At 61.7% G+C, this 20,828-nt stretch carries 16 protein-coding genes and 1 other RNA gene; 15 read left to right on the top strand and 2 right to left on the bottom strand.

Features of this window, described 5'->3' with window-relative positions; translation table 11 throughout:
• Window positions 1–59 precede the first annotated feature (59 nt).
• Complete coding sequence (locus tag IFU31_RS02010) at window positions 60–1,226, top strand: zinc-binding metallopeptidase family protein (protein WP_122478416.1); 1,167 nt, start codon at window positions 60–62, stop codon at window positions 1,224–1,226.
• Window positions 1,227–1,544: 318 nt separating this feature from the next.
• Here the strand turns inward: IFU31_RS02010 and IFU31_RS02005 are convergent, their stop codons facing one another.
• Window positions 1,545–2,027: a GNAT family N-acetyltransferase gene (locus IFU31_RS02005; protein WP_192102126.1), complete on the bottom strand. Its 483-nt coding sequence runs from the start codon at window positions 2,025–2,027 to the stop codon at window positions 1,545–1,547.
• 225 nt (window positions 2,028–2,252) lie between these two features.
• On the opposite strand from IFU31_RS02005, the gene ffs reads away from it, so the two are divergent.
• The 6 genes from ffs to IFU31_RS01975 all read left to right on the top strand — a co-directional run bounded on the left by ffs (window position 2,253) and on the right by IFU31_RS01975 (window position 8,679).
• Window positions 2,253–2,349: signal recognition particle sRNA small type (ffs, locus tag IFU31_RS02000), an RNA gene on the top strand.
• A 203-nt stretch (window positions 2,350–2,552) separates the two neighbouring features.
• Complete coding sequence (gene dnaX, locus IFU31_RS01995) at window positions 2,553–4,781, top strand: DNA polymerase III subunit gamma/tau (RefSeq protein WP_192102125.1); 2,229 nt, start codon at window positions 2,553–2,555, stop codon at window positions 4,779–4,781.
• Between the two features lie 75 nt (window positions 4,782–4,856).
• Window positions 4,857–5,183 (top strand): YbaB/EbfC family nucleoid-associated protein, encoded by a 327-nt coding sequence (locus IFU31_RS01990; RefSeq protein WP_122478410.1) that lies wholly within the window; start codon window positions 4,857–4,859, stop codon window positions 5,181–5,183.
• 640 nt (window positions 5,184–5,823) lie between these two features.
• On the top strand, window positions 5,824–6,858 hold the full coding sequence (locus tag IFU31_RS01985) for an NADP-dependent oxidoreductase (RefSeq protein WP_192102124.1): 1,035 nt from the start codon (window positions 5,824–5,826) through the stop codon (window positions 6,856–6,858).
• Window positions 6,859–6,923: 65 nt separating this feature from the next.
• A complete protein-coding gene (recR, locus tag IFU31_RS01980) occupies window positions 6,924–7,526 on the top strand; it encodes a recombination mediator RecR (protein ID WP_185793511.1) in 603 nt (200 codons plus the stop codon).
• A 274-nt stretch (window positions 7,527–7,800) separates the two neighbouring features.
• Window positions 7,801–8,679: a PhzF family phenazine biosynthesis protein gene (locus tag IFU31_RS01975; RefSeq protein WP_192102123.1), complete on the top strand. Its 879-nt coding sequence runs from the start codon at window positions 7,801–7,803 to the stop codon at window positions 8,677–8,679.
• 18 nt (window positions 8,680–8,697) lie between these two features.
• Here the strand turns inward: IFU31_RS01975 and IFU31_RS01970 are convergent, their stop codons facing one another.
• Entirely contained in the window at window positions 8,698–9,027 is a 330-nt protein-coding gene (locus IFU31_RS01970; protein WP_122478402.1) for a YceK/YidQ family lipoprotein, read from the bottom strand.
• A gap of 372 nt (window positions 9,028–9,399) precedes the next feature.
• Between IFU31_RS01970 and rfbB the strand changes: the two genes are divergently transcribed.
• From rfbB to IFU31_RS01930, 8 genes are all read left to right on the top strand, one after another.
• Window positions 9,400–10,470, top strand: a complete 1,071-nt coding sequence (gene rfbB, locus IFU31_RS01965) for a dTDP-glucose 4,6-dehydratase (RefSeq protein ID WP_192102122.1) — start codon at window positions 9,400–9,402, stop codon at window positions 10,468–10,470.
• Complete coding sequence (rfbD, locus tag IFU31_RS01960; protein WP_122478400.1) at window positions 10,467–11,366, top strand: dTDP-4-dehydrorhamnose reductase; 900 nt, start codon at window positions 10,467–10,469, stop codon at window positions 11,364–11,366. The genes rfbB and rfbD overlap by 4 nt, the downstream gene beginning before the upstream one ends.
• A 256-nt stretch (window positions 11,367–11,622) precedes the next feature.
• On the top strand, window positions 11,623–13,068 hold the full coding sequence (locus tag IFU31_RS01955; protein WP_122478398.1) for a mannose-1-phosphate guanylyltransferase/mannose-6-phosphate isomerase: 1,446 nt from the start codon (window positions 11,623–11,625) through the stop codon (window positions 13,066–13,068).
• 141 nt (window positions 13,069–13,209) lie between these two features.
• A complete protein-coding gene (locus tag IFU31_RS01950) occupies window positions 13,210–14,571 on the top strand; it encodes a phosphomannomutase (RefSeq protein WP_192102121.1) in 1,362 nt (453 codons plus the stop codon).
• Window positions 14,572–14,573: 2 nt separating this feature from the next.
• Window positions 14,574–15,368 carry an ABC transporter permease gene (locus tag IFU31_RS01945; protein ID WP_122478394.1) on the top strand — a complete coding sequence of 265 codons (795 nt, stop codon included), beginning with the start codon at window positions 14,574–14,576 and terminating at the stop codon, window positions 15,366–15,368.
• Window positions 15,365–16,579 carry an ABC transporter ATP-binding protein gene (locus IFU31_RS01940; RefSeq protein ID WP_192102120.1) on the top strand — a complete coding sequence of 405 codons (1,215 nt, stop codon included), beginning with the start codon at window positions 15,365–15,367 and terminating at the stop codon, window positions 16,577–16,579. The genes IFU31_RS01945 and IFU31_RS01940 overlap by 4 nt, the downstream gene beginning before the upstream one ends.
• Window positions 16,579–18,042, top strand: a complete 1,464-nt coding sequence (locus IFU31_RS01935) for a class I SAM-dependent methyltransferase (RefSeq protein WP_192102119.1) — start codon at window positions 16,579–16,581, stop codon at window positions 18,040–18,042. The genes IFU31_RS01940 and IFU31_RS01935 overlap by 1 nt, the downstream gene beginning before the upstream one ends.
• Window positions 18,043–20,574, top strand: coding sequence for a glycosyltransferase family 4 protein (locus tag IFU31_RS01930; RefSeq protein WP_192102118.1), 2,532 nt, complete (start codon window positions 18,043–18,045; stop codon window positions 20,572–20,574).
• The last annotated feature ends 254 nt before the right edge of the window (window positions 20,575–20,828 follow it).

Below are 20,828 nucleotides of genomic sequence, written 5' to 3'. Positions count from 1 at the left end.
CAAATGAAACCTTTCCCACGCCGGCAAGCTCTAGTCATGGCAGGCCACCGGAGATCGCCATGTATCGTTTTTTCGAACAACTCAGCACCCGAATCACCGCCCCATTCGCCAAACCGGAAAACCGTCACAGCAAGGTATGGGAATGCACCTGCGGGCAGTCGATCTTCTTCCGCAACAGCCAGTGCCTGGCATGCAATGCCTTGCTCGGTTTCTGGCCGGCCAAGAACGTGCTGTCCACGCTCGACGCAGGCCCCGAAGCAGGCAGCTGGCGCCTGCATGCCGCCCCCGACGCAGGCCTGTTCCGCCGCTGCGCCAACCTCGATACCCCCGCAGCCTGCAACTGGCTGGTACCGGCAGAGAAGGGGCCCGCAGCCCTGTGCACCGCCTGCAACCTGAACCGGACCATCCCCGACCTGAGCATTCCGGAAAACCCCGAACACTGGCGCAAGGTCGAAACGGCTAAGCGCCGTCTGATCGCCCAACTGATCAACCTCGGCCTGCCGGTCATCGCCAAGACCGAAGACGAAGCCACCGGCCTGGCGTTCGACTTCATCGGCACCGACCTCAACGGCAACGCGCCCACCACCGGCCACGCCAATGGCCTGGTTACCCTGGATATCAAGGAAGCCGACGACGCCCACCGGGAAAAGGTTCGCGTGCAGATGCGCGAACCGTACCGCACGCTGCTCGGACACTTCCGGCACGAAGTAGGGCACTACTACTGGGACCGGCTGATCGCCGACACTCACTGGGTGGCCGACTACCGCCGCCTGTTCGGCGATGAAAGCCAAAGCTACGCCGACGCGCTGCAGCGCCATTACGACCAGGGTGCCCCGGCCGATTGGCAACAGAACTTCGTCAGTGCCTACGCCACCATGCACCCATGGGAAGACTGGGCGGAAACCTGGGCTCACTACCTGCACATGATGGACGCGGTGGACACCGCGTTGGGCTTCGGCATGAGCGCCAAGGAAATGGACCTCGACTACACGCCGTTCCCCTTGGCCACCCTGTACGACCCGGACCACACCAGCGGCCCGGCATTCCTCGCGTTCGTCAACGCCTGGATCGAACTGGCCGGCATGCTAAACGAACTTTCCCGCGCCATGGGCCAGCCCGACTTCTACCCCTTCGTGCTGCCACCGGCCGTGATCGCCAAGCTGCACTTCATCCACGTCGTCGTCCAGGAAGCCGGCGGCCGCGCCGACGACGTCCTGCAGGTGTGACAAACCGGCCGATGCCCGCACACCCCCCCCTGTGGGAGCGGGCTCTGCCCGCGAAGAGGCCCGCACATTCACCGCCTGATCCGAAATGTGCACCGCCCATTCGTACGCCTTCGCGGGCAGAGCCCGCTCCCACAAGTTTCTGCAGCGCCACAATCCCAGGGCTACCCACGACCCCCTGTGGGAGCGGGCTCTGCCCGCGAATAGGCCCGCACATCCACCGCCTGATCCGAAATGTGCACCGCCCATTCATAAGCCTTCGCGGGCAGAGCCCGCTCCCACGAAGGCGGGGTAGCGCTGCTGCAAAAAGAGCTGCTGCCTCTAAAGCGCAAGCACGAACCTGCGCTCATAACCAATCCGTCCACGGTACGCTTCACCGCGATCCACCCACCCCAGCGCCTTGTACAACCCAATGCCCGCCACATTGTCAGCATCCACCGACAACTCCAGCTGTTGCACCCCAGGCCACGCACCGCGCGCTGCATCAGGCAGGCCCTGCAGACAAGCCCGCCCCAGCCCACGTCCCTGCATGCGCCGATCCACCTGCAATGCATGCAAGGTCGCCGCCTGCGGATGCGCCCATTCCGGCACGAATCGTCCATGCTTGAGCAGCAGAAATCCTTTCGGCACCTCATCCACCAGCAGCGCGAAACCTTGTATCTCACCGTCGGTGCAGCCCAGCAAGGTATACAGCGCCATGTCCACGTCCCCGGAATACTGCTTCTGCTCCGGGCGAATCTCGATATCCATCAATTGCTGCAGCTGTGTAGGCGACAAGTCGGGGTAGGGCGTCAGAACATTCATCGCAAGCACCAGGCAGGGGACATGTCGCGACGTTACCAATTCACATCACGGCTGTCGCTTGTCTTGCGCGCAAGCAATCCGCACCTACGCTGTACCGTACAAAGCAGTCCACGCCAAGTCCCTGACAGCCCTACAAATTTTATCTCGCGCAACGGGTTGTAACTTCTGTCAGGACCGGTACAATGGCCCCCGCTCGCTACCAAGCGAGTGTCGTTATGGTGACCCTGCCGGTCCCCCCGCAACGATTACCCGTGAACCTGGTCAGATCCGGAAGGAAGCAGCCACAGCGGGAACATTGTGTGCCGGGGTGTGGCTGGTAGGGTTGCCACCTCTTCCAGAATTCGTCTTCGCACGGATTCATCGCATCACCCATCCCAAACCGATACCCAGGCGAAAACTCGCCATCGCTGATCTTTGCCGATGTTTTTTCAGGCGAACTCAGCAATAGCGCAGGGCACGGATGCAATTTCGGGCCTGCTCCATTAGCATTGGCGCTCTTCCGCTTTCATGTCGCGACGGTTTTCGATGAGTTATCAGGTTCTTGCACGTAAATGGCGTCCGCGCTCGTTCCGCGAAATGGTCGGCCAGACCCATGTGCTCAAGGCATTGATCAATGCGCTGGACAACCAGCGGCTGCATCACGCCTACCTGTTTACTGGCACTCGGGGCGTGGGCAAGACCACCATCGCGCGGATCATCGCCAAGTGCCTCAACTGCGAGACGGGCATCACGTCAACGCCGTGCGGTGAATGCTCGGTCTGCCGCGAGATCGACGAGGGTCGCTTCGTCGATCTGATCGAGATCGATGCCGCCAGCCGTACCAAGGTCGAAGACACCCGCGAGCTGCTCGACAACGTGCAGTACGCACCCAGCCGTGGGCGCTTCAAGGTTTACCTGATCGACGAAGTGCACATGCTGTCCACGCACTCGTTCAACGCGTTGCTGAAGACGCTGGAAGAGCCGCCGCCCTACGTCAAATTCATTCTGGCCACCACCGATCCGCAGAAGTTGCCGGCGACCATTCTGTCGCGCTGCCTGCAGTTCTCTTTGAAGAACATGACGCCGGAGCGGGTGGTCGAGCACTTGAGCCATGTGCTGGGTGTCGAGAACGTACCCTTCGAGGACGACGCGCTGTGGTTGCTTGGCCGCGCCGCCGATGGCTCCATGCGCGACGCCATGAGCCTGACCGACCAGGCCATTGCCTTTGGCGAGGGCAAGGTGCTCGCAGCCGATGTTCGGGCGATGCTGGGTACGCTGGACCACGGTCAGGTTTACGGCGTGTTGGAGGCATTGCTCGAAGGTGACGCCCGCGGTGTGCTCGAGGCCGTGCGCCATCTGGCGGAGCAGGGGCCGGACTGGAATGGCGTGCTGGCTGAAATTCTCAACGTGCTGCACCGCGTGGCCATCGCCCAGGCGCTGCCCGAGGCGGTAGACAATGGCCAGGGTGATCGCGAACGGGTGCTGGCGCTGGCGCAGGCGCTGCCGGCCGAAGACGTGCAGTTCTATTATCAGATGGGCTTGATCGGCCGTCGCGACCTGCCACTGGCCCCGGAGCTGCGTGGCGGTTTCGAAATGGTGCTGCTGCGCATGCTCGCGTTCCGCCCCGCAGGCAGCAGCGATGGGCCCAGTCAACCGCTAAAGACAGTGGGGATCAGCGCGGCCACAGTTGATTCCACCCACTCCGTGGCAGCTGCAACCCCCGTAGGAGCCGTCAGCGGCCGCGAAGGCCTCGTTGCGGATACCCAGGCAGACCGCGTCGCGCCGTTCGCGGCCACGGACCGCTCCTACGAGATGCCCGCACCCTCGAATCCCCCCGTAGGAGCGGTCACCGGCCGCGAAGGCCCCACTGCAGATACCCAGACAGACCGCGTCGCGCCGTTCGCGGCCACGGACCGCTCCTACGAGATGCCCGCGCCCTCGAATCCCCCCGTAGGAGCGGTCAGCGACCGCGAAGAATCCCCCGCGCATTCCCAGGCAGCCCCCGAACCCGTTATCGATCTGCCCTGGAACGACCCGGTAGAGCCCGCAGCTGCGCCCACCCAGGAACCGATCCTGGATGTCGTCGCCGAGCAGCCCGCATTGACTCCAATGCCGGCGCCCACGCCTGCCAGTGCCGTGCCGGACGCCCCGGAAACCCAGACAGCCCCGCCTGCCGACGATGCCGAGCCCGCCGATTACACACCAGCCGGCATGGACCGCGACGACGAGCCGCCGCTGGACGAAGATTACTACGCCCCGGAAACCGATGGCGCCGCCTACAGCTACCTCGACGAGCTGGCCAGTGAAACCGTCCACGACACGCCTGTCGAAGCCGAGCCCGAAGTGCTGCCTGCCGCACAGCCAGCGAGCGGTCTGGCTCTGCAATGGCTCGAGCTGTTTCCGAAACTGCCGATCTCGGGGATGACTGGCAGCATCGCCGCCAACTGTACCCTGATCGCCGTGGAGGGCGACGACTGGCTGCTGCACCTGGACCCGGCGCACAGCGCGCTGTTCAACAGCACCCAGCAGCGGCGCCTGAACGATGCGCTGAACCAGTATCATCAGCGCACGCTCAACCTGACCATCGAGCTGATCCGCCCGGAACAGGAAACCCCGGCGCAGGCCGCCGCGCGCTGGCGTGCGAATCGCCAGGCCGATGCCGAACAGTCGATTCAACAAGACCCGTACGTTCAACAAATGCTGCAACAGTTCGGTGCCATCATTCGCGACGATACGATTGAACCAGTCGAGGCGGTGGCCGGCCCAACGCGTTAAGTGCTCCTACCCAAGCCCGCGCAGGACGCCTTCGGCACTGCGCGGTCATACCCATTGACCTTTGAGGTGAACCCCATGATGAAAGGTGGCATGGCCGGCCTGATGAAGCAGGCCCAGCAGATGCAGGAAAAAATGGCCGAGATGCAGGAAGAGTTGGCCAAGGCGGAAGTGACCGGCCAATCGGGCGCAGGCCTGGTGAGCGTGGTAATGACAGGTCGTCACGACGTCAAGCGCGTGAGCCTGGACGACAGCCTGATGCAGGAAGACAAGGACGTGCTCGAGGATCTGATCGCCGCCGCCGTCAACGACGCCGTGCGCAAGATCGAAGCCAACAGCAAGGACAAGATGTCTGGCATGACCTCCGGCATGCAACTGCCGCCCGGCTTCAAGATGCCGTTCTGACCCAAAAATGCCAGGCCCCAAGCCTGGCATTTTTGTATCTGAGTGACCCAAGTGGAAGCGCCCCCCCGTAGGAGCGGTCATCGGCCGCGAAAGCTAAACCGCGGTCTACCAGACACATCGTGTGCCCCCTTCGCCGCCACAGACCGCTGCTACAAGGTGCGCGCGCAATCCAATCCCCCCGTAGGAGCGGTCATCGGCCGCGAAAGCTACACTGCGGTCTACCAGACACATGGTGTGCCCCCTTCGCGGCCACAGACCGCTCCTACAGGATACGCGCGCAATCCAATCCCCCGGTAGGAGCGGTCATCGGCCGCGAAAGCTACACCGCGGTCTACCAGACACATCATGTGCCCCCTTCGCGGCCACAGACCGCTCCTACAGGATACGCGCGCAATCCAATCCCCCCGTAGGAGCGGTCATCGGCCGCGAAAGCTATACTGCGGTCTACCAGACACATGGTGTGCCCCCTTCGCGGCCAAAGACCGCTCCTACAGGATACGCGCGCAATCCAATCCCCCCGTAGGAGCGGTCATCGGCCGCGAAAGCCACGCCGCCGGCTGTTTGCCAAGCACCCAGTTGAACATCCCGCCACCCCATGCTGTCCTTTTCCTATAGCCACTTGCTGAAGGAATACCCCGCAATGTCCCAAGACCTGACCCTCAACCAGCGCTTCGTTCTTGCTTCCCGTCCGACCGGGGCGCCGACGCCGGAGAATTTCCGTCTGGAGCGCGAAGCCTTGCCGGATCTTGAAGACGGCCAAGTCCTGCTGCGCACTCTGTACCTGTCCCTGGACCCCTACATGCGCGGCCGCATGAGCGACGCACCGTCCTACGCCGCACCGGTGGACATCGACGAAGTCATGACCGGTGGCACTGTCAGCCGCGTAGAAACTTCCAAGCACCCCAAGTTCCGCGAAGGTGACCTGGTCGTCGGCATGACCGGCTGGCAGACCCACTGCATCTCCGACGGCAGCAATCTGACGCCGCTGCCCGCCGGCATCCCCAGCCCGTCAATGGCACTCGGCGTTCTGGGCATGCCCGGCATGACCGCCTACATGGGCCTGACCCACATCGGCCAGCCCAAGGAAGGCGAAACCCTGGTCGTCGCAGCCGCCTCCGGCGCAGTCGGATCGGTAGTGGGGCAGGTGGGCAAGATCAAAGGCCTCAAAGTCGTCGGCATTGCCGGCGGGCCGGAAAAATGCCGCTACGTCGTTGAAGAACTGGGCTTCGATGCCTGTGTCGACCACAAAAGCGAAACCTTCGCCGACGACCTGGCCAAAGCCTGCGACCAGGGCATCGACATCTACTTCGAAAACGTTGGCGGCAAAGTCTTCGACGCCGTCATGCCGTTGCTCAACGCTCGCGCGCGCATTCCAGTGTGCGGCCTGATCGCTGGCTACAACGCCACCGACCTGCCAGAAGGTCCGGACCGCTTCGCGCTGTTGCCGCGCACCTTGCTCACCAAGCGCATCCGCATGCAGGGCTTCATCGTGTTCGACGACTTTGGCGATCGCCATGCAGAATTCTTCTCTGCCATGGTGCCGTGGGTTCGTGACGGCAAGATCAAGTTCCGCGAGGACATGGTCGACGGTCTGGAGCGAGCGCCGGAGGCGTTCATCGGCCTGCTGCAAGGGCATAACTTCGGCAAGCTGGTGGTCAAGGTTTCCGACGCCTGAGCATTTGACGTGACCCGGAGGCGCGGGTATAAACCGCGTCTCGTCGTTACGTCAGGCCGCCTTCCATGAGCTTCAGCCCACTGATCCGTCAACTGATCGACAGCCTGCGCACCTTGCCCGGCGTTGGCCAGAAATCCGCCCAGCGCATGGCCCTGCAGCTGCTCGAACGCGACCGCAGCGGCGGCAGTCGCCTGGCCCAGGCGTTGAGCCAGGCCATGGAAGGCGTAGGCCATTGCCGCCAGTGCCGCACCCTCACCGAAGAAGAACTTTGCCCGCAATGCGGTGATCCACGTCGCGACGATACGCTGCTGTGCGTGGTGGAAGGGCCGATGGACGTCTATGCTGTTGAGCAGACCGGCTACCGCGGCCGCTATTTCGTGCTCAAGGGGCACCTGTCGCCCCTCGATGGTCTGGGCCCGGAGGCGATCGGCATCCCGCAACTGATGAGCCGTATAGACGAGCAGGGCACCTTCGCCGAAGTCATCCTGGCGACCAACCCGACTGTCGAAGGCGAAGCCACTGCTCATTACATCGCCCAGCTGTTGGCGAAGAAAGGCCTGGTGGCTTCACGCATTGCCCACGGCGTGCCCTTGGGTGGCGAGTTGGAACTGGTCGACGGCGGTACCTTGGCCCATTCCTTCGCCGGCCGCAGACCCATCACCCTCTAACCAACCCACCCCCTGTAGCAGCGGCGCAAGCCGCGTCGGCGGCACACGCGGTAGGTCGGAAGAATCACGGTGCTGCCGGACGCGGCTCGCGCCGCTGCTACAGAAAACATGCGAACCTGCGCCACACACCCCTGTAGCAGCGGCGCAAGCCGCGTCGGCGGCACACGCGGTGGGTCGGAAGAATCACGGTGCTGCCGGACGCGGCTCGCGCCGCTGCTACAGAAAACATGCGAACCTGTGCTACGTCTCCACACCTCCATTTCCAGGGCCGACCATGCACCGTCTAGCGTTCAAGCAAGTCGATGTCTTCACCACCCAGCGCTTCAAGGGCAATCCGCTGGCGGTCATCCTGCAGGCCGAAAGCCTGACGCGCGAACAGATGCAAGAAATCGCCCACTGGAACAACCTCTCTGAAACCACCTTCGTGCTGCCCGCCACTCGCCCTGAAGCGGACTACCGCGTACGCATCTTTACCCCGAACTCCGAGCTACCCTTCGCCGGCCACGCCACCCTCGGCAGCGCCCATGCCCTGATGGAGGCGGGCCTGATCGAGCCGCGCAACGGCCGTCTGGTGCAGGAGTGTGCATTGGGTCTGATCGACCTTGATGTGGTCCGCCAGCCGGATGGCTCGCAGCTGATTACCTTCGAATTGCCGCCCGCAACGATCCAGCCGGTCAACGACAGTGATCATCGCGAGCTGCAGGCCGTACTGGGGGTAAGCGTGGTGCGCGACCGCAGGCCGTGCTTCGTGACCGTTGGCCCGCGCTGGCTGGTGGTGCAACTGCGCGACGCACAAACCGTGCTGGCGGTCATTCCTGACCTGGCGCGCATGGCCATCAACGACCACCGCACCAGCACCACTGGCGTGGTGATCTTCGGCCCGCACCCCGAAGGCAGCAACGAGCACATAGAAGTCCGCACCTTCGCGCCCACCTGCGGCATCACAGAAGATGCAGCCTGCGGCAGCGGCGGCGGGGCGGTCGCCGCGTTCATTCGTGCCACCGGGCAGACCGCCTCGCTGGGATCGCACCTTCGAGTCGCCCAGGGCGCTGCGTTGGGTCGCGCTGGCAAGATGCAGCTGTCGATCACCGACCAGTCGATCAAGGTCACCGGTGCCTCTGTGACCTGCCTCGACGGCTTCCTCAATCCCTAGGCTTCCCCAGGGCCGCGGTCAGCGACCCACCACCTCGATGCCGCCATCGTTGTGTTGCCGATACAGCGTATAGGGCAGCATCAGCGTGTCGAGGATTGCCGAGACGCCGATGTCCAGCGCGACGAAACTCATCTGCGGTCCGCTGCGCGAGTGGCCGGGCTTGGGCGCCTGGCCATGCAGCAGGCAGAAGTCATAGACCACGCCGCTGTACACCCGAGGTACAGCGCCGCAGAACGACTCAGCTTCCTTCAAGTTGTCGCTGGTCACCACATCATCGCGAAACACCGTATTGATCGTGCCGCAACCCGCCAGCAGTCCCGCGACAACGACGCCTATCAACGCTTTCATTCCTGCCACTCCTTGTGTGAGATCGGCACTATAACCGTTTCCATCAACTGGTTTCGCCAGGGTCGTGTTGCGCCTTTCGTCAGATGAAGGGAACTGTCATATACGAAAAGACGAAATGCGTTGTCCATTGCCTCGCAAATCGAACAGGCCCGGTATCCGGACGCCAGATGTGAACGATCGGTTACCTCTCGTAACAACTTTTTTGGCAGTGTGTTCAACCGGTGTTACAAACCTCGCTGTCGGCCCGTATGTGCCGTGGGGACAGGCCTTGGGTGGTTTGGTATCATCCGGCCTTTGAAAATCATGCATGCGTCAGACGCGCCCTGAATCGATCCAGCGCGTCTCATTTTTAACTTGATGGTGTTGTTTAACGTGAAAATCCTCGTAACCGGTGGTGCAGGCTTCATTGGCTCGGCAGTCATTCGCCATATCCTGGCAAATACCGACGACGCCGTGGTCAATGTCGACAAATTGACCTACGCCGGTAATCTGGATTCGCTCATGGGCAGCGAGCGCACGCCGCGCTACGCCTTCGAGCACGTCGACATCTGCGACCGCGCGCAAATGGATCGAGTGTTCGCCGAGCACCAGCCGGATCTGGTCATGCACCTGGCTGCCGAATCCCATGTCGATCGCTCGATCACCGGGCCTGCCGCGTTCGTCGAAACCAACGTGATCGGTACCTACACCTTGCTCGAAGCCGCGCGCCAATACTGGTCGCAACTCGACGCCGAGGCCCAAGCCGCCTTCCGCTTCCATCACATCTCCACCGATGAAGTGTATGGCGACCTCGAAGGCCCGGAAGACCTCTTCACCGAAACCACGCCTTACCAGCCCAGCTCGCCGTATTCCGCGAGCAAGGCCAGCTCCGATCACCTGGTCCGCGCCTGGCAGCGCACCTACGGGCTGCCGACGTTGATCACCAACTGCTCGAACAACTATGGGCCGTGCCATTTCCCGGAAAAACTCATTCCGTTGATCATCCTCAATGCCCTGGAAGGCAAGGCTTTGCCCATTTATGGCAAAGGTAATCAAATTCGCGACTGGCTGTATGTCGAAGACCATGCACGTGCGCTGTATCAAGTAGTGACCGAAGGTGAGGTAGGGGAGACCTACAATATCGGCGGCCACAACGAGAAACAGAACATCGAAGTCGTGCACACGGTCTGCGCCTTGCTCGACGAGCTCTGCCCGCAGTCACCCCATCGTCCTCATGCGCATTTGATCACCCACGTACAAGATCGCCCCGGCCATGACGTTCGCTACGCCATCGACGCCAGCAAGATCCAGCGCGAGCTGGGCTGGACGCCGGTAGAAACGTTCGAGTCCGGTATTCGCAAGACCGTGCAGTGGTATCTGGATAATCCCGAATGGGTCAACCGCGTGAAGAGCGGCGCCTACCAGCAATGGATCGATACGAATTATCAAGGGCGTGAACTGTGAAAATATTGCTCCTGGGCAAGAACGGTCAGGTGGGTTGGGAGCTGCAGCGTGCCTTGGCGCCGCTGGGCAAGGTAGTCGCACTGGGCAGGAACATCGATGAAGCCGGTCTCTGCGGAGACCTGGCATCGCTTCAAGGGCTGGCCGAAACGGTGCGGCGCATCGCGCCGAACGTTATCGTCAACGCTGCCGCCTATACCGCCGTGGACAAGGCCGAGAGCGAAAAGGACACCGCCGACCTGATCAATCACCGGGCCAGCGCCGTGCTCGCCCGTGAAGCGCTCGATCTGGACGCCTGGCTGGTGCATTACTCCACCGACTACGTGTTCGACGGCACGGGCGAAAAGCCCTGGCAGGAGAGCGACACCACTGTCCCCGTCAACTACTACGGCGCGAGCAAGCTGGCCGGCGAAGAAGCCATTCGCAAGTCCGGCTGCAAGCACCTGATTTTCCGCACCAGCTGGGTCTACGCAGCCCGTGGCAACAATTTTGCCAAGACCATGCTGCGCCTGGCCAAGGACCGCAAGAGCCTGAGCGTCATCAGCGATCAGATCGGCGCACCCACCGGCGCCGAGCTGCTGGCCGACGTCGTCGCCCATGCCATTCCCATGGCCGTGGCGAACCCTGACCTGGCCGGTACCTACCACCTCGCCGCTACAGGCGAAACGTCCTGGCACGCCTTTGCCAAGCTGGTCATCGAAAACGCCCGCCGCCAAGGCACCAAGCTGGCCGTGGAAACGGTCGAGGCCATTCCCACCAGTGCCTACCCGACACCCGCCCTGCGCCCGCTGAATTCGCGCCTGGACACCACCAAACTGACCGAGCGTTTCGGCCTGACCCTGCCGCATTGGGAAGTGGGCGTGAAGCGAATGCTGGCCGAGATCAGCACCAAGCAATGATCGCTGAACTACTGGGCCAGGCCGGGTGTCCAAGCGCGAACGATTTGCGCTTGGCCCCGGGTTTCCTGATATTCTAGCCGCCACTTCCTTGACTCATCAGCAGCGAGCGGCTTCAGGGTTTGACGTATATGTTGTCTGCGGCGCAGGGAGCCGCCAGATCTTCGATGCGCAGCGGTGGTTTCCACCCCATGTACAGCTGGTCTACAGATCGATTTTCACAGTGCCGCTACACCGGCAAACAAAGGATCCAATACGCATGAACCTGATCCCCGTTATTCTTTCCGGCGGCGTTGGCAGCCGGTTGTGGCCCGTTTCGCGCGAGGCCCATCCCAAGCCATTCATGGCACTGCCTGACGGCCAGAACCTGATCCAGAAGACCTTCCTGCGCGCCTCCAAGCTCGAAGGCGTGTCCGAAGTGCTGACCGTTACCAACCGCGAACTGCTGTTCAAGACCGAAGACGAATACCGCACCGTCAACAAGACCGGCCACGCCCAGGGCTTCATCCTCGAGCCGTTCGGCCGCAACACCGCCGCCGCCGTCGCCATGGCCGCGCTGCAGCTCAATGACTCCCACGGTCCCGACGCCCACATGCTGGTGCTGGCGGCCGACCACCTGATCCAGAACGAAGCCGCGTTCTCCGCCGCCGTCGCCAAAGCCGTCAAGCTGTCGGCCGAAGGCTGGCTGGTCACGTTCGGCATCCAGCCGCAGTACCCTGAAACCGGCTTTGGCTACATCGAGGCCGGCGTCGGCACCGGCCTGGAAGGTACCCTGAAAGTCGCGCGCTTCGTCGAGAAGCCAGACCTGGAAACCGCCAAGGGCTACGTTGCCGCCGGTAACTACTTCTGGAACTCGGGCATGTTCTGCTTCCAGGTCCGCAGCGTCCTCGAAGAACTGAAGAAACACGCGCCGGACGTTCTTGCCGCCGCCGTTGCCGTCAAGGAAGCCTCGCGCCTGACCGAGGCACCGAACTACCGCTGCCTGGCATTGGACGCCGACGCGTTCGCCCAGGTCCCGGATATTTCGGTCGACTACGCCCTGATGGAGCGCTCGGACAAAGTGGCCACCGTGCCGTGCGACATCGGCTGGAGCGACATCGGTTCGTGGAACGCCGTCAGTGAGCTGACCGGCGCTGACGAAAACGGCAACCGTTTCGAAGGCGAAGTGCTCTCGCACAATGCCCGCAACAACTTCGTCCACAGCGAAGACCGCCTGACCGCACTGGTCGGCGTCGAAGACCTGCTGGTCATCGACACCCCGGATGCCCTGATGATCAGCCACAAGGATCACGGCCAGGACGTCAAGCACATCGTCGGCCAGCTCAAGGCCAGCGGCCACCACCTGCACAAGCTGCACCGCACCGTGCACCGTCCGTGGGGCACCTACACCACCCTGGAAGAGGGTGAGCGCTTCAAGATCAAGCGCATCGTGGTCAAGCCCCAGGCGTCGCTGTCGCTGCAGATGCACCATCACCGCAGCGAACACTGGATCGTGGTCAGCGGCATGGCCGTGGTGGTCAACGACGACCGCGAGCTGATGCTCAACACCAACGAGTCGACGTTCATTCGTGCCGGCCACCAGCATCGCCTGAAGAACCCGGGCGTGATCGACCTGGTGCTGATCGAAGTGCAAAGCGGCGACTACCTCGGTGAGGACGACATCGTCCGTTTCGAAGACGTCTACGGCCGCGTTGACAAGGCCTGACCGATAAACCCCGCTTCGGCCTCTGCGCGTGCCTCCAATGCATGCGCAGGGGCCGAACTGCGCTGGTCGTTCGTCAGCGACCGTCCAATCTACCGACGTCCGCGCTCATCGCGCGTCGGCCACATAGAGCGAGCGATTGCCATGTATCCCCCTCTCCAGACCCGTTGCTTCAAGGCCTACGACATTCGTGGCCAAGTCCCTGCCGACCTCAATGACGACATCGCCTACCGTATCGGTCGCGCGCTGGTGTCCGAACTGCACGGCAAAGCCTATGTCGTCGGGCGCGACATGCGCCTGGAAAGCCCAGGCCTGGCCGCCGCCCTCATCAAGGGCCTGACCGAGGCCGGCGCCGACGTGCTCGACCTGGGCCTGTGCGGCACCGAAGAAGTCTACTTCGCCACCAGCCACCTCAAGGCCGATGGCGGCATCATGATCACCGCCAGCCATAACCCCAAGGGTTACAACGGCATGAAGCTGGTGCGCGAGCATTCCAAGCCGATCAGCGGCGACACCGGCCTCGACGCCATTCGTGCCCGCGTTGAAGCCGGCAGCTTCGACGACAAGGCCGCCACCGCTGGCCACGTGCGCGAAGTGTTCGACAAGAGCGCCTACATCGAGCACCTGCTCACCTACATCGACGTCAAGTCGCTCAAGCCCCTCAAGGTGCTGGCCGACCCCGGCAACGGCGCCGTCGGCCCGACCATCGAACTGCTCAAGGCCAAGCTGCCACTGGAACTGATCGTCATCAACGGCGAACCAGACGGCAACTTCCCCAACGGCGTGCCCAACCCGCTGCTGCCGGAAAACCGCGAGCTGACCCGCAAGGCCCTGCTGGAAAACGGCGCCGACATGGGTATCGCCTGGGACGGCGACTTCGACCGCTGCTTCTTCTTCGACGACAAGGGCCGCTTCATCGAGGGCTACTACCTGGTCGGCCTGCTGGCTGAAATGCTGCTGAAGAAGCACCCCGGCAGCAAGATCATCCACGACCCACGCCTGACCTGGAACACCATCGAACAGGTCGAAGCCGCCGGCGGCGTCGCCATCCAGAGCAAGACCGGCCACGCCTTCATCAAGGAGCGCATGCGCGCCGAAGACGCCGTCTACGGCGGCGAGATGAGCGCTCACCACTATTTCCGCGACTTCGCCTACTGCGACAGCGGCAATATCCCGTGGCTGCTGGTCGCCGAGCTGATGAGCGTCACCGGCAAGACCCTGGCCCAACTGGTGGACGAGCGCATCCAGGCGTTCCCGTGCAGCGGCGAGATCAACTACGAAGTCGCCGACGTCAAAGGCTCGATCGAGAAGATCCTCGCGTTCTACACCGCACAGAACCCCAGCGTCGACCGCACCGACGGCATCAGCGTCGAGTTCGCCGACTGGCGCTTCAGCCTGCGGGGCTCGAACACCGAGCCACTGCTGCGCCTGAACGTGGAAAGCCGCGGCAGCGAAGAATTGGTGGCTCAGCGTGTTGCTGAGATTGAGCGTTTGATCAAAGGATAATTATGTTTGGCATGTTGAGAGGCATCTGGGACTACAGAGGCTTCATTGTAACTTCCATCAAGAACGAGTTTGTTGCGCGCTTTGCGCGCAGCAAACTGGGTGGCCTCTGGATGATCATTCATCCGCTGGCCCAGGTCGCCATCTACGCGCTCATCCTGTCCAACGTGCTCGGCGCCCGCTTGCCGGGCATCGACAACAAGTACGCCTACGCGCTGTACCTGATTGCCGGCATCCTGGCCTGGAACCTGTTCGCGGAAATCGTCGGGCGCTGCCTGACGGTGTTCATCGAGCAGGGCAACCTGATGAAGAAGATGCGCTTTCCGCGCATTGCGTTGCCGGTCATCGTGGTGGGCTCGTGCCTGCTGAACAACCTGCTGCTGTTCGTGGCCGTGCTGATCATCTTCACGGTGCTGGGCCACTCGCCTAACATTCAAATGCTCTGGCTCATTCCTCTGACCCTGGCTGTGGTCGCCCTGGCGGTCGGCATCGGCCTGGTGCTGGGTGTGCTGAACGTATTCCTGCGCGACATCGGCCAAGTGGTGCCGATCATCCTGCAAGTGTGGTTCTGGTTCACCCCCATCGTCTATTCGGTCAACATCGTGCCTGACTACCTCAAAGGCACGCTGGACATCAATCCGATGTACCCCATCGTCACCGCCTACCACAACGTGCTGGTCTATAAAGTCTCGCCTGACCTGCAACAGATCGGCGTGACGTTCCTGATCGCTGTCGGCTTGATGCTGCTGGGGCTGTTCCTGTTCCGCCGGGCATCCGCAGAAATGGTGGACTCGCTATGACCCTTCTTGCAGTCACCAACGTTGGCAAGGCCTACCGTGCCTACCGCTCTGAATGGCAGCGCATGGCGCGCTGGTTCTACTTGCCGGTCAAGGCCAGCCAGGAACACTGGGTGCTCAAGCACATCAGCTTCAACATCGAAGCAGGCGAGGCGATCGGTATCGTCGGCCAGAACGGCGCGGGTAAATCCACGCTGCTGAAGATGATCACCGGTACCCTGCAGCCCACCGAAGGCACAGTACAGGTCAACGGGCGCATCGCGGCGATTCTGGAACTGGGCATGGGCTTCAACGCCGAACTCACCGGTCGCCAGAACGTCTACCACGCTGCCGGCCTGATGGGTTTCAACACGGCCCAGATCGACGGCGTGATCGGCGACATCGAGGCCTTCGCCGAGATTGGCGAATACTTCGACCAGGCCGTACGCATGTACTCCAGCGGCATGCAGATGCGCGTGGCTTTCTCCGTCGCCACTGCCTTCCGCCCCGAGATCCTGATCATCGACGAAGCGCTGTCGGTAGGCGACAGCTACTTCCAGCACAAGAGCTTCGGTCGCATCAAGGAATTCCAGAAAGCCGGCACGACGCTGCTGATCGTCTCGCACGATCGCGGCGCCATCCAGGCGCTGTGCAACCGCGCAATCCTTCTGGAGGGCGGCACCGTCATCAAGGACGGCTCGCCGGAGGAGGTGATGGACTACTACAACGCCATCATCGCCCAGAAGGAAAACTCGACGGTCGAAGTGCACACGCTTGCCGACGGTGGGATACAGACGCGTTCAGGTAGTGGCAAGGCCGTTATCGACAGCGTGGCGCTGTACAACACCGACGGTGTTCCCGTCGAGTACGTCGCAGTGGGCGACGATGTCTGCCTGACCATCAACGTAAAGGTCAACGCCGAGTTGCCGGAGTTGGTGGTTGGATACGTCATCAAGGACCGCCTTGGCCAAGACGTATTCGGTACCAACACGCACCATCTCGAATGCGTTCGGACCGGTCTGCACGAGGGCGACATGCTCTCGTACACGTTCCGCTTCAACGCCAGCCTGGGTGTGGGCTCCTACTCGGTGGCCATCGCTCTGCACGCGACCGACAGCCACATCGCCGACAACTACGAGTGGCGCGATCTGGCCTTGGTGTTCAACGTGGTCAATATGTCGAAAAGTACTTTTGTAGGTCTGGCCTGGATGCCGCCGACTGTGGAGTGCAAGTAATGGATGACGGTTTCTACCGTGCGTTCGAAGACCGCTATCGTGGTTCGCGTGAACTGATCACCGAGCGCCTCAAAGCCTATCTACCGTTTCTATCCCCGCTCAAAGCTTTGTATCAGGATTATCCCGTCCTGGACCTGGGCTGCGGCCGGGGAGAGTGGCTGGAGCTTCTGACTGCAGAAGGCTACGCCCCAACAGGCGTGGATCTGGACGAAGGCATGCTTGAAGCCTGCCGGGCGCTCGACTTGCCTGCGCGTAAGGCTGATGCCTTGAGCGCCTTGAAAGAGCTGGCAGACAACAGCTTGATTGCCGTGACCGGCTTTCACATTGCCGAACACATTCCATTTCCAGTGTTGCAGGAGCTGGTCGCCGAAGCTCTGCGCGTACTGCGCCCGGCCGGTTTGCTGATTCTGGAAACACCCAATGCCGAAAGTCTGGTGGTGGGTACCAACTCCTTCTACCTGGACCCGACTCACGAGCGGCCGTTGCCCAACTTGCTGATGTCGTTCCTGGCCGAGCACGCTGGGTTTGCCAAGTCGAAAATCGTCCGGCTGCAAGAGCGCCCGGAGCTACGCGAAGAAAGCACCAGCCTCGGCTTGTGGGAGGTTCTGGCCGGTACCAGTCCGGACTACGCGGTCGTAGGCCAGAAGCAGGCCGTGACTGAGCAGCTTGAAGACTTTGCACCTGTATTCGACGCCGCCTACGGCGTCTCGCTGGACCAATTGGCAGTTCGTTACGACCAAGCGCTGGAGCGTCGATTGAAGGGTATAGAAGGAGAGCTGGTTGCGGCTCGGGATGAATTCGTTACGCACGATGGGCTGCAAGCGCTCATGGACCGACTTCATGCGCAGCAGACGGACCAGCTGGTCTTGCTCCAGGATCGGTTCAGCCAGGACGTAGACGCGCAACAGCAGCGCTTCAATCAAAGCATCCTGAGTCTGCAACAGCACTGCTCGGGTCTGCAGACCAGCCTGACCAACGTGCAGAAAAGTCATGGCGAGGCCATTGCCCAAACCGAACACGTTCGCCAGGAACTCAATGCATCGTTGGGCAACGCGCATCATTGGTACCTGCGCGCAGTAGCCTACGAACAGCAGCTGCAAGCAGTGCACGCCAGCACTTCATGGCGTCTCACTGCGCCTTTGCGTGTAGTCATGCGTGCCATTTACTGGCCGTTCCGGTCAGGTAAATCTTCCGTGGGCCGTACCTTGCGCAGGATCGTGCCGCATGCGCGTCTATGGGTCGGCCGTCGGCCGGCCATCCAACGACCGCTGATGGCGGTGCTCAATCGCAGCCCATGGCTTGCTGCCAAACTGCGTCAGCTGCACCAAAGTGCCGTCCACGCCGATGCGGCCAGCAACGCCAGCGACCCACAACATGGCGTGATCGATCATGCGCCATTGACCGAACGGGGCCGCGATATCGAGCGCGCCTTGATGCAAGCTATGACGAAGGACCTGAACTGAATGCGTATCGTAATCGACATGCAGGGTGCGCAAACCGAAAGCCGTTTCAGGGGGATCGGACGCTACAGCCTGTCCCTGGCGCAAGGCATCGCCCGCAATCGCGGCGAGCACGAAGTGTTTCTGGTGCTCAACGGCATGCTCAGCGAGAGCATTGAGAACATCCGCGCTGCCTTCATCGGGCTGTTACCGCATAGTCACATCCGCGTCTGGTATGCAGAAGGTCCGGTGAGCGATCGCGATCCCGCCAATACCCCGCGGCGTCAGGTGGCGGAGTTGGTTCGCCAGGCGTGCATCGACGACCTGCGTCCCGATGTGGTGCATGTCACCAGCGCCGTTGAAGGCTATATCGACGATGCCGCGATTGGCAGCCCGTTGCTGGACAAGAACGCGTTGGTCAGCGCAACGCTGTACGACCTTATTCCTCTGGTCAGTGCCAAGCAGTATCTGGATCCGAATCCGGGTTACAAGAAGCACTATCTGGAAAAAGTCGAAGCCTTCAAGAACTATGACCTGCTGCTATCGATTTCGGAGTTCGCCCGAGAAGAAGCACTGTCGTTCCTTCCGCTTGAAGCCGCGAATATCGCCAACGTCTCCACCGCAGCCGATGATGTGTTCCGCCCCATCTCCCTCAGCCTCGAAGAACGGTCTGTGGTCGAGAAGAAGTTCGGCCTGCACGACAAGTTCGTGCTCTATTCGGGCGGCGCCGACGACCGCAAGAATCTGCCGCAACTGATCAAGGCGTTTGCCAATATCAAGGCCGAGTTGGGTGACATACAGCTGGTCTTCGCCGGCAAAATGCCGGAATACCATATCAACAGCTACAAGACCCTGGCACGCGCTCAGGGGTTGGGTAACTCGGACCTGGTGTTCACCGGCTACATCACCGACGAAGAGCTGGTCGCGCTGTACAGCCTGTGCCGGCTCTACGTATTCCCGTCCTGGCACGAAGGCTTCGGTCTGCCGCCCCTGGAGGCGATGAAGTGTGGAGCGCCGGTTATCGGCGCCAACACGTCCAGCGTGCCGGAGGTGATTGGTTGGGACGAGGCAATGTTCGACCCATTCGACATCTCGGCCATTGCCAAGAAGATGCGCCAGGCACTGGTGAATGACGACTTCCGGGCCGAGCTTGCTGCGCACGGCCTGACACGCGCCGAGGAGTTCTCGTGGGACCGCACCGGCAAAGCCGCTGTAGCAGCGTTCGAAACCGCTTTGTCCAAGCGAGACTCGTTGCCATCCGCCTGGGCTTACCCAGACCTTGACCAAACCCAGTCGCTCATCGATGCCTTGGCCGCTACCGGACACTTGAGCAGCGGTGCGGTAGATGTTTCGCGCCTGGCCAAAGCCATCGATTATTCGATTCAAGGCGATGTCGGCAAGCCGACACTGTTCGTCGATATCTCCGAGCTGTGCAAGCACGACGGCAAAAGCGGTATTCAGCGCGTGGTGCGCAGCATTCTGCTGGAATGGCTGACCAACGCCCCGGCAGGTTACGTCGTCAAGCCGGTGTACACGAAGGCGGGTGAGCCGTTCTATCGCTATGCAGCCAAGTTTACGACAATGTTCCTGGGCAAAGAGGCAAGCGAAGCGGAAGTCGATGAGGCTATAAGCTACCGCGCGGGCGATGTCTACATCTGCCTCGATCTGCTGATGGATGTGCTTCCTCACAAGCAGTCGTACCTCAATACCTTGCGTTCGCACGGTGTCAGTATCTTCTTCGTTGTGTACGACCTGCTGATCCTGCAACTGCCGCACTGCTTCGTGGAAAGTTTGCAGGCGCACTACATCAAGTGGATCAACGCCGTGGCGCACTACGATGGCGCGATGTGCATTTCCCATGCGGTGGCGGACGAGCTACGCGAATGGCTGGTGGAAAATGCACCAGAGCGCAGTCGACCGTTCCACATTGGCGCCTTCCACCTGGGGGCCGACATCGACCAGTCCATGCCATCCTCGGGCGTACCGGAAAGCCCTGGGCTGCGCATCGAATCGCTGCGTCCTGCGCCAAGCTTTCTGATGGTAGGCACGCTTGAGCCGCGTAAAGGCCACGCGCAGGCCCTCGACGCGTTTGAACTGCTATGGAAGGCGGGCCATGACGCCAACCTGATCATCGTCGGCAAGCACGGTTGGCTGGTGGACGAACTGGCCGCGCGCCTGACCAGTCATGCCGAGTTGGGCAAGCGTTTGCTGTGGCTGGAAGGTGTGAGCGATGAATACCTCGAACACCTCTACAACGAGGCCGACTGCCTGGTGGCCGCGTCCTACGGTGAGGGTTTCGGATTGCCCCTGATTGAGGCCGCTCAGTACAACCTGCCTATTTTCGCGCGGGATCTGCCGGTGTTTCGCGAAGTGGCAGGGGAGTATGCCTATTACTTCGAGGGTACAGAAACCCAGGAAATCGCAGATCGACTGGCTGATTGGTTGGCGTTGTATGAGAAGAACGAGCACCCGCGCTCAAACGAAATGCCGTGGCTGACCTGGAAGGAAAGCGCCAAGCAGTTGATTGCCGAGTTGGATCGGGTCTGTGGTGCCTGAGTACGGCACCCGGCACAAGCAGAGTCGGCAGTGGCGCCCGGGATCATCCGGGTTTCATGCCGGCGCTGACACAAACTGGACGGATCAAGGTATTCTTGCGCGCTGCCCCGTACCTGATCCCGTGGCAGAGACCACAGAGCAGTAAGTCGTTGGTCGGCTATAGCCCGGAACGACTCACGGCCGAATAGCTTGAGAAACCGGTGAATCATCCCGGTTTTCCTGAGGCGCGAGGTAACTTTCTCTGCAAGAGAAAG

It is taken from the genome of Pseudomonas sp. CFBP 13602 (genome assembly GCF_014842725.1).
Taxonomy (GTDB): Bacteria; Pseudomonadota; Gammaproteobacteria; order Pseudomonadales; family Pseudomonadaceae; genus Aquipseudomonas; species Aquipseudomonas baltica.
Note: the sequence above shows the minus strand (reverse complement) of the source record. Positions and strands in the feature narration are given on the sequence as shown.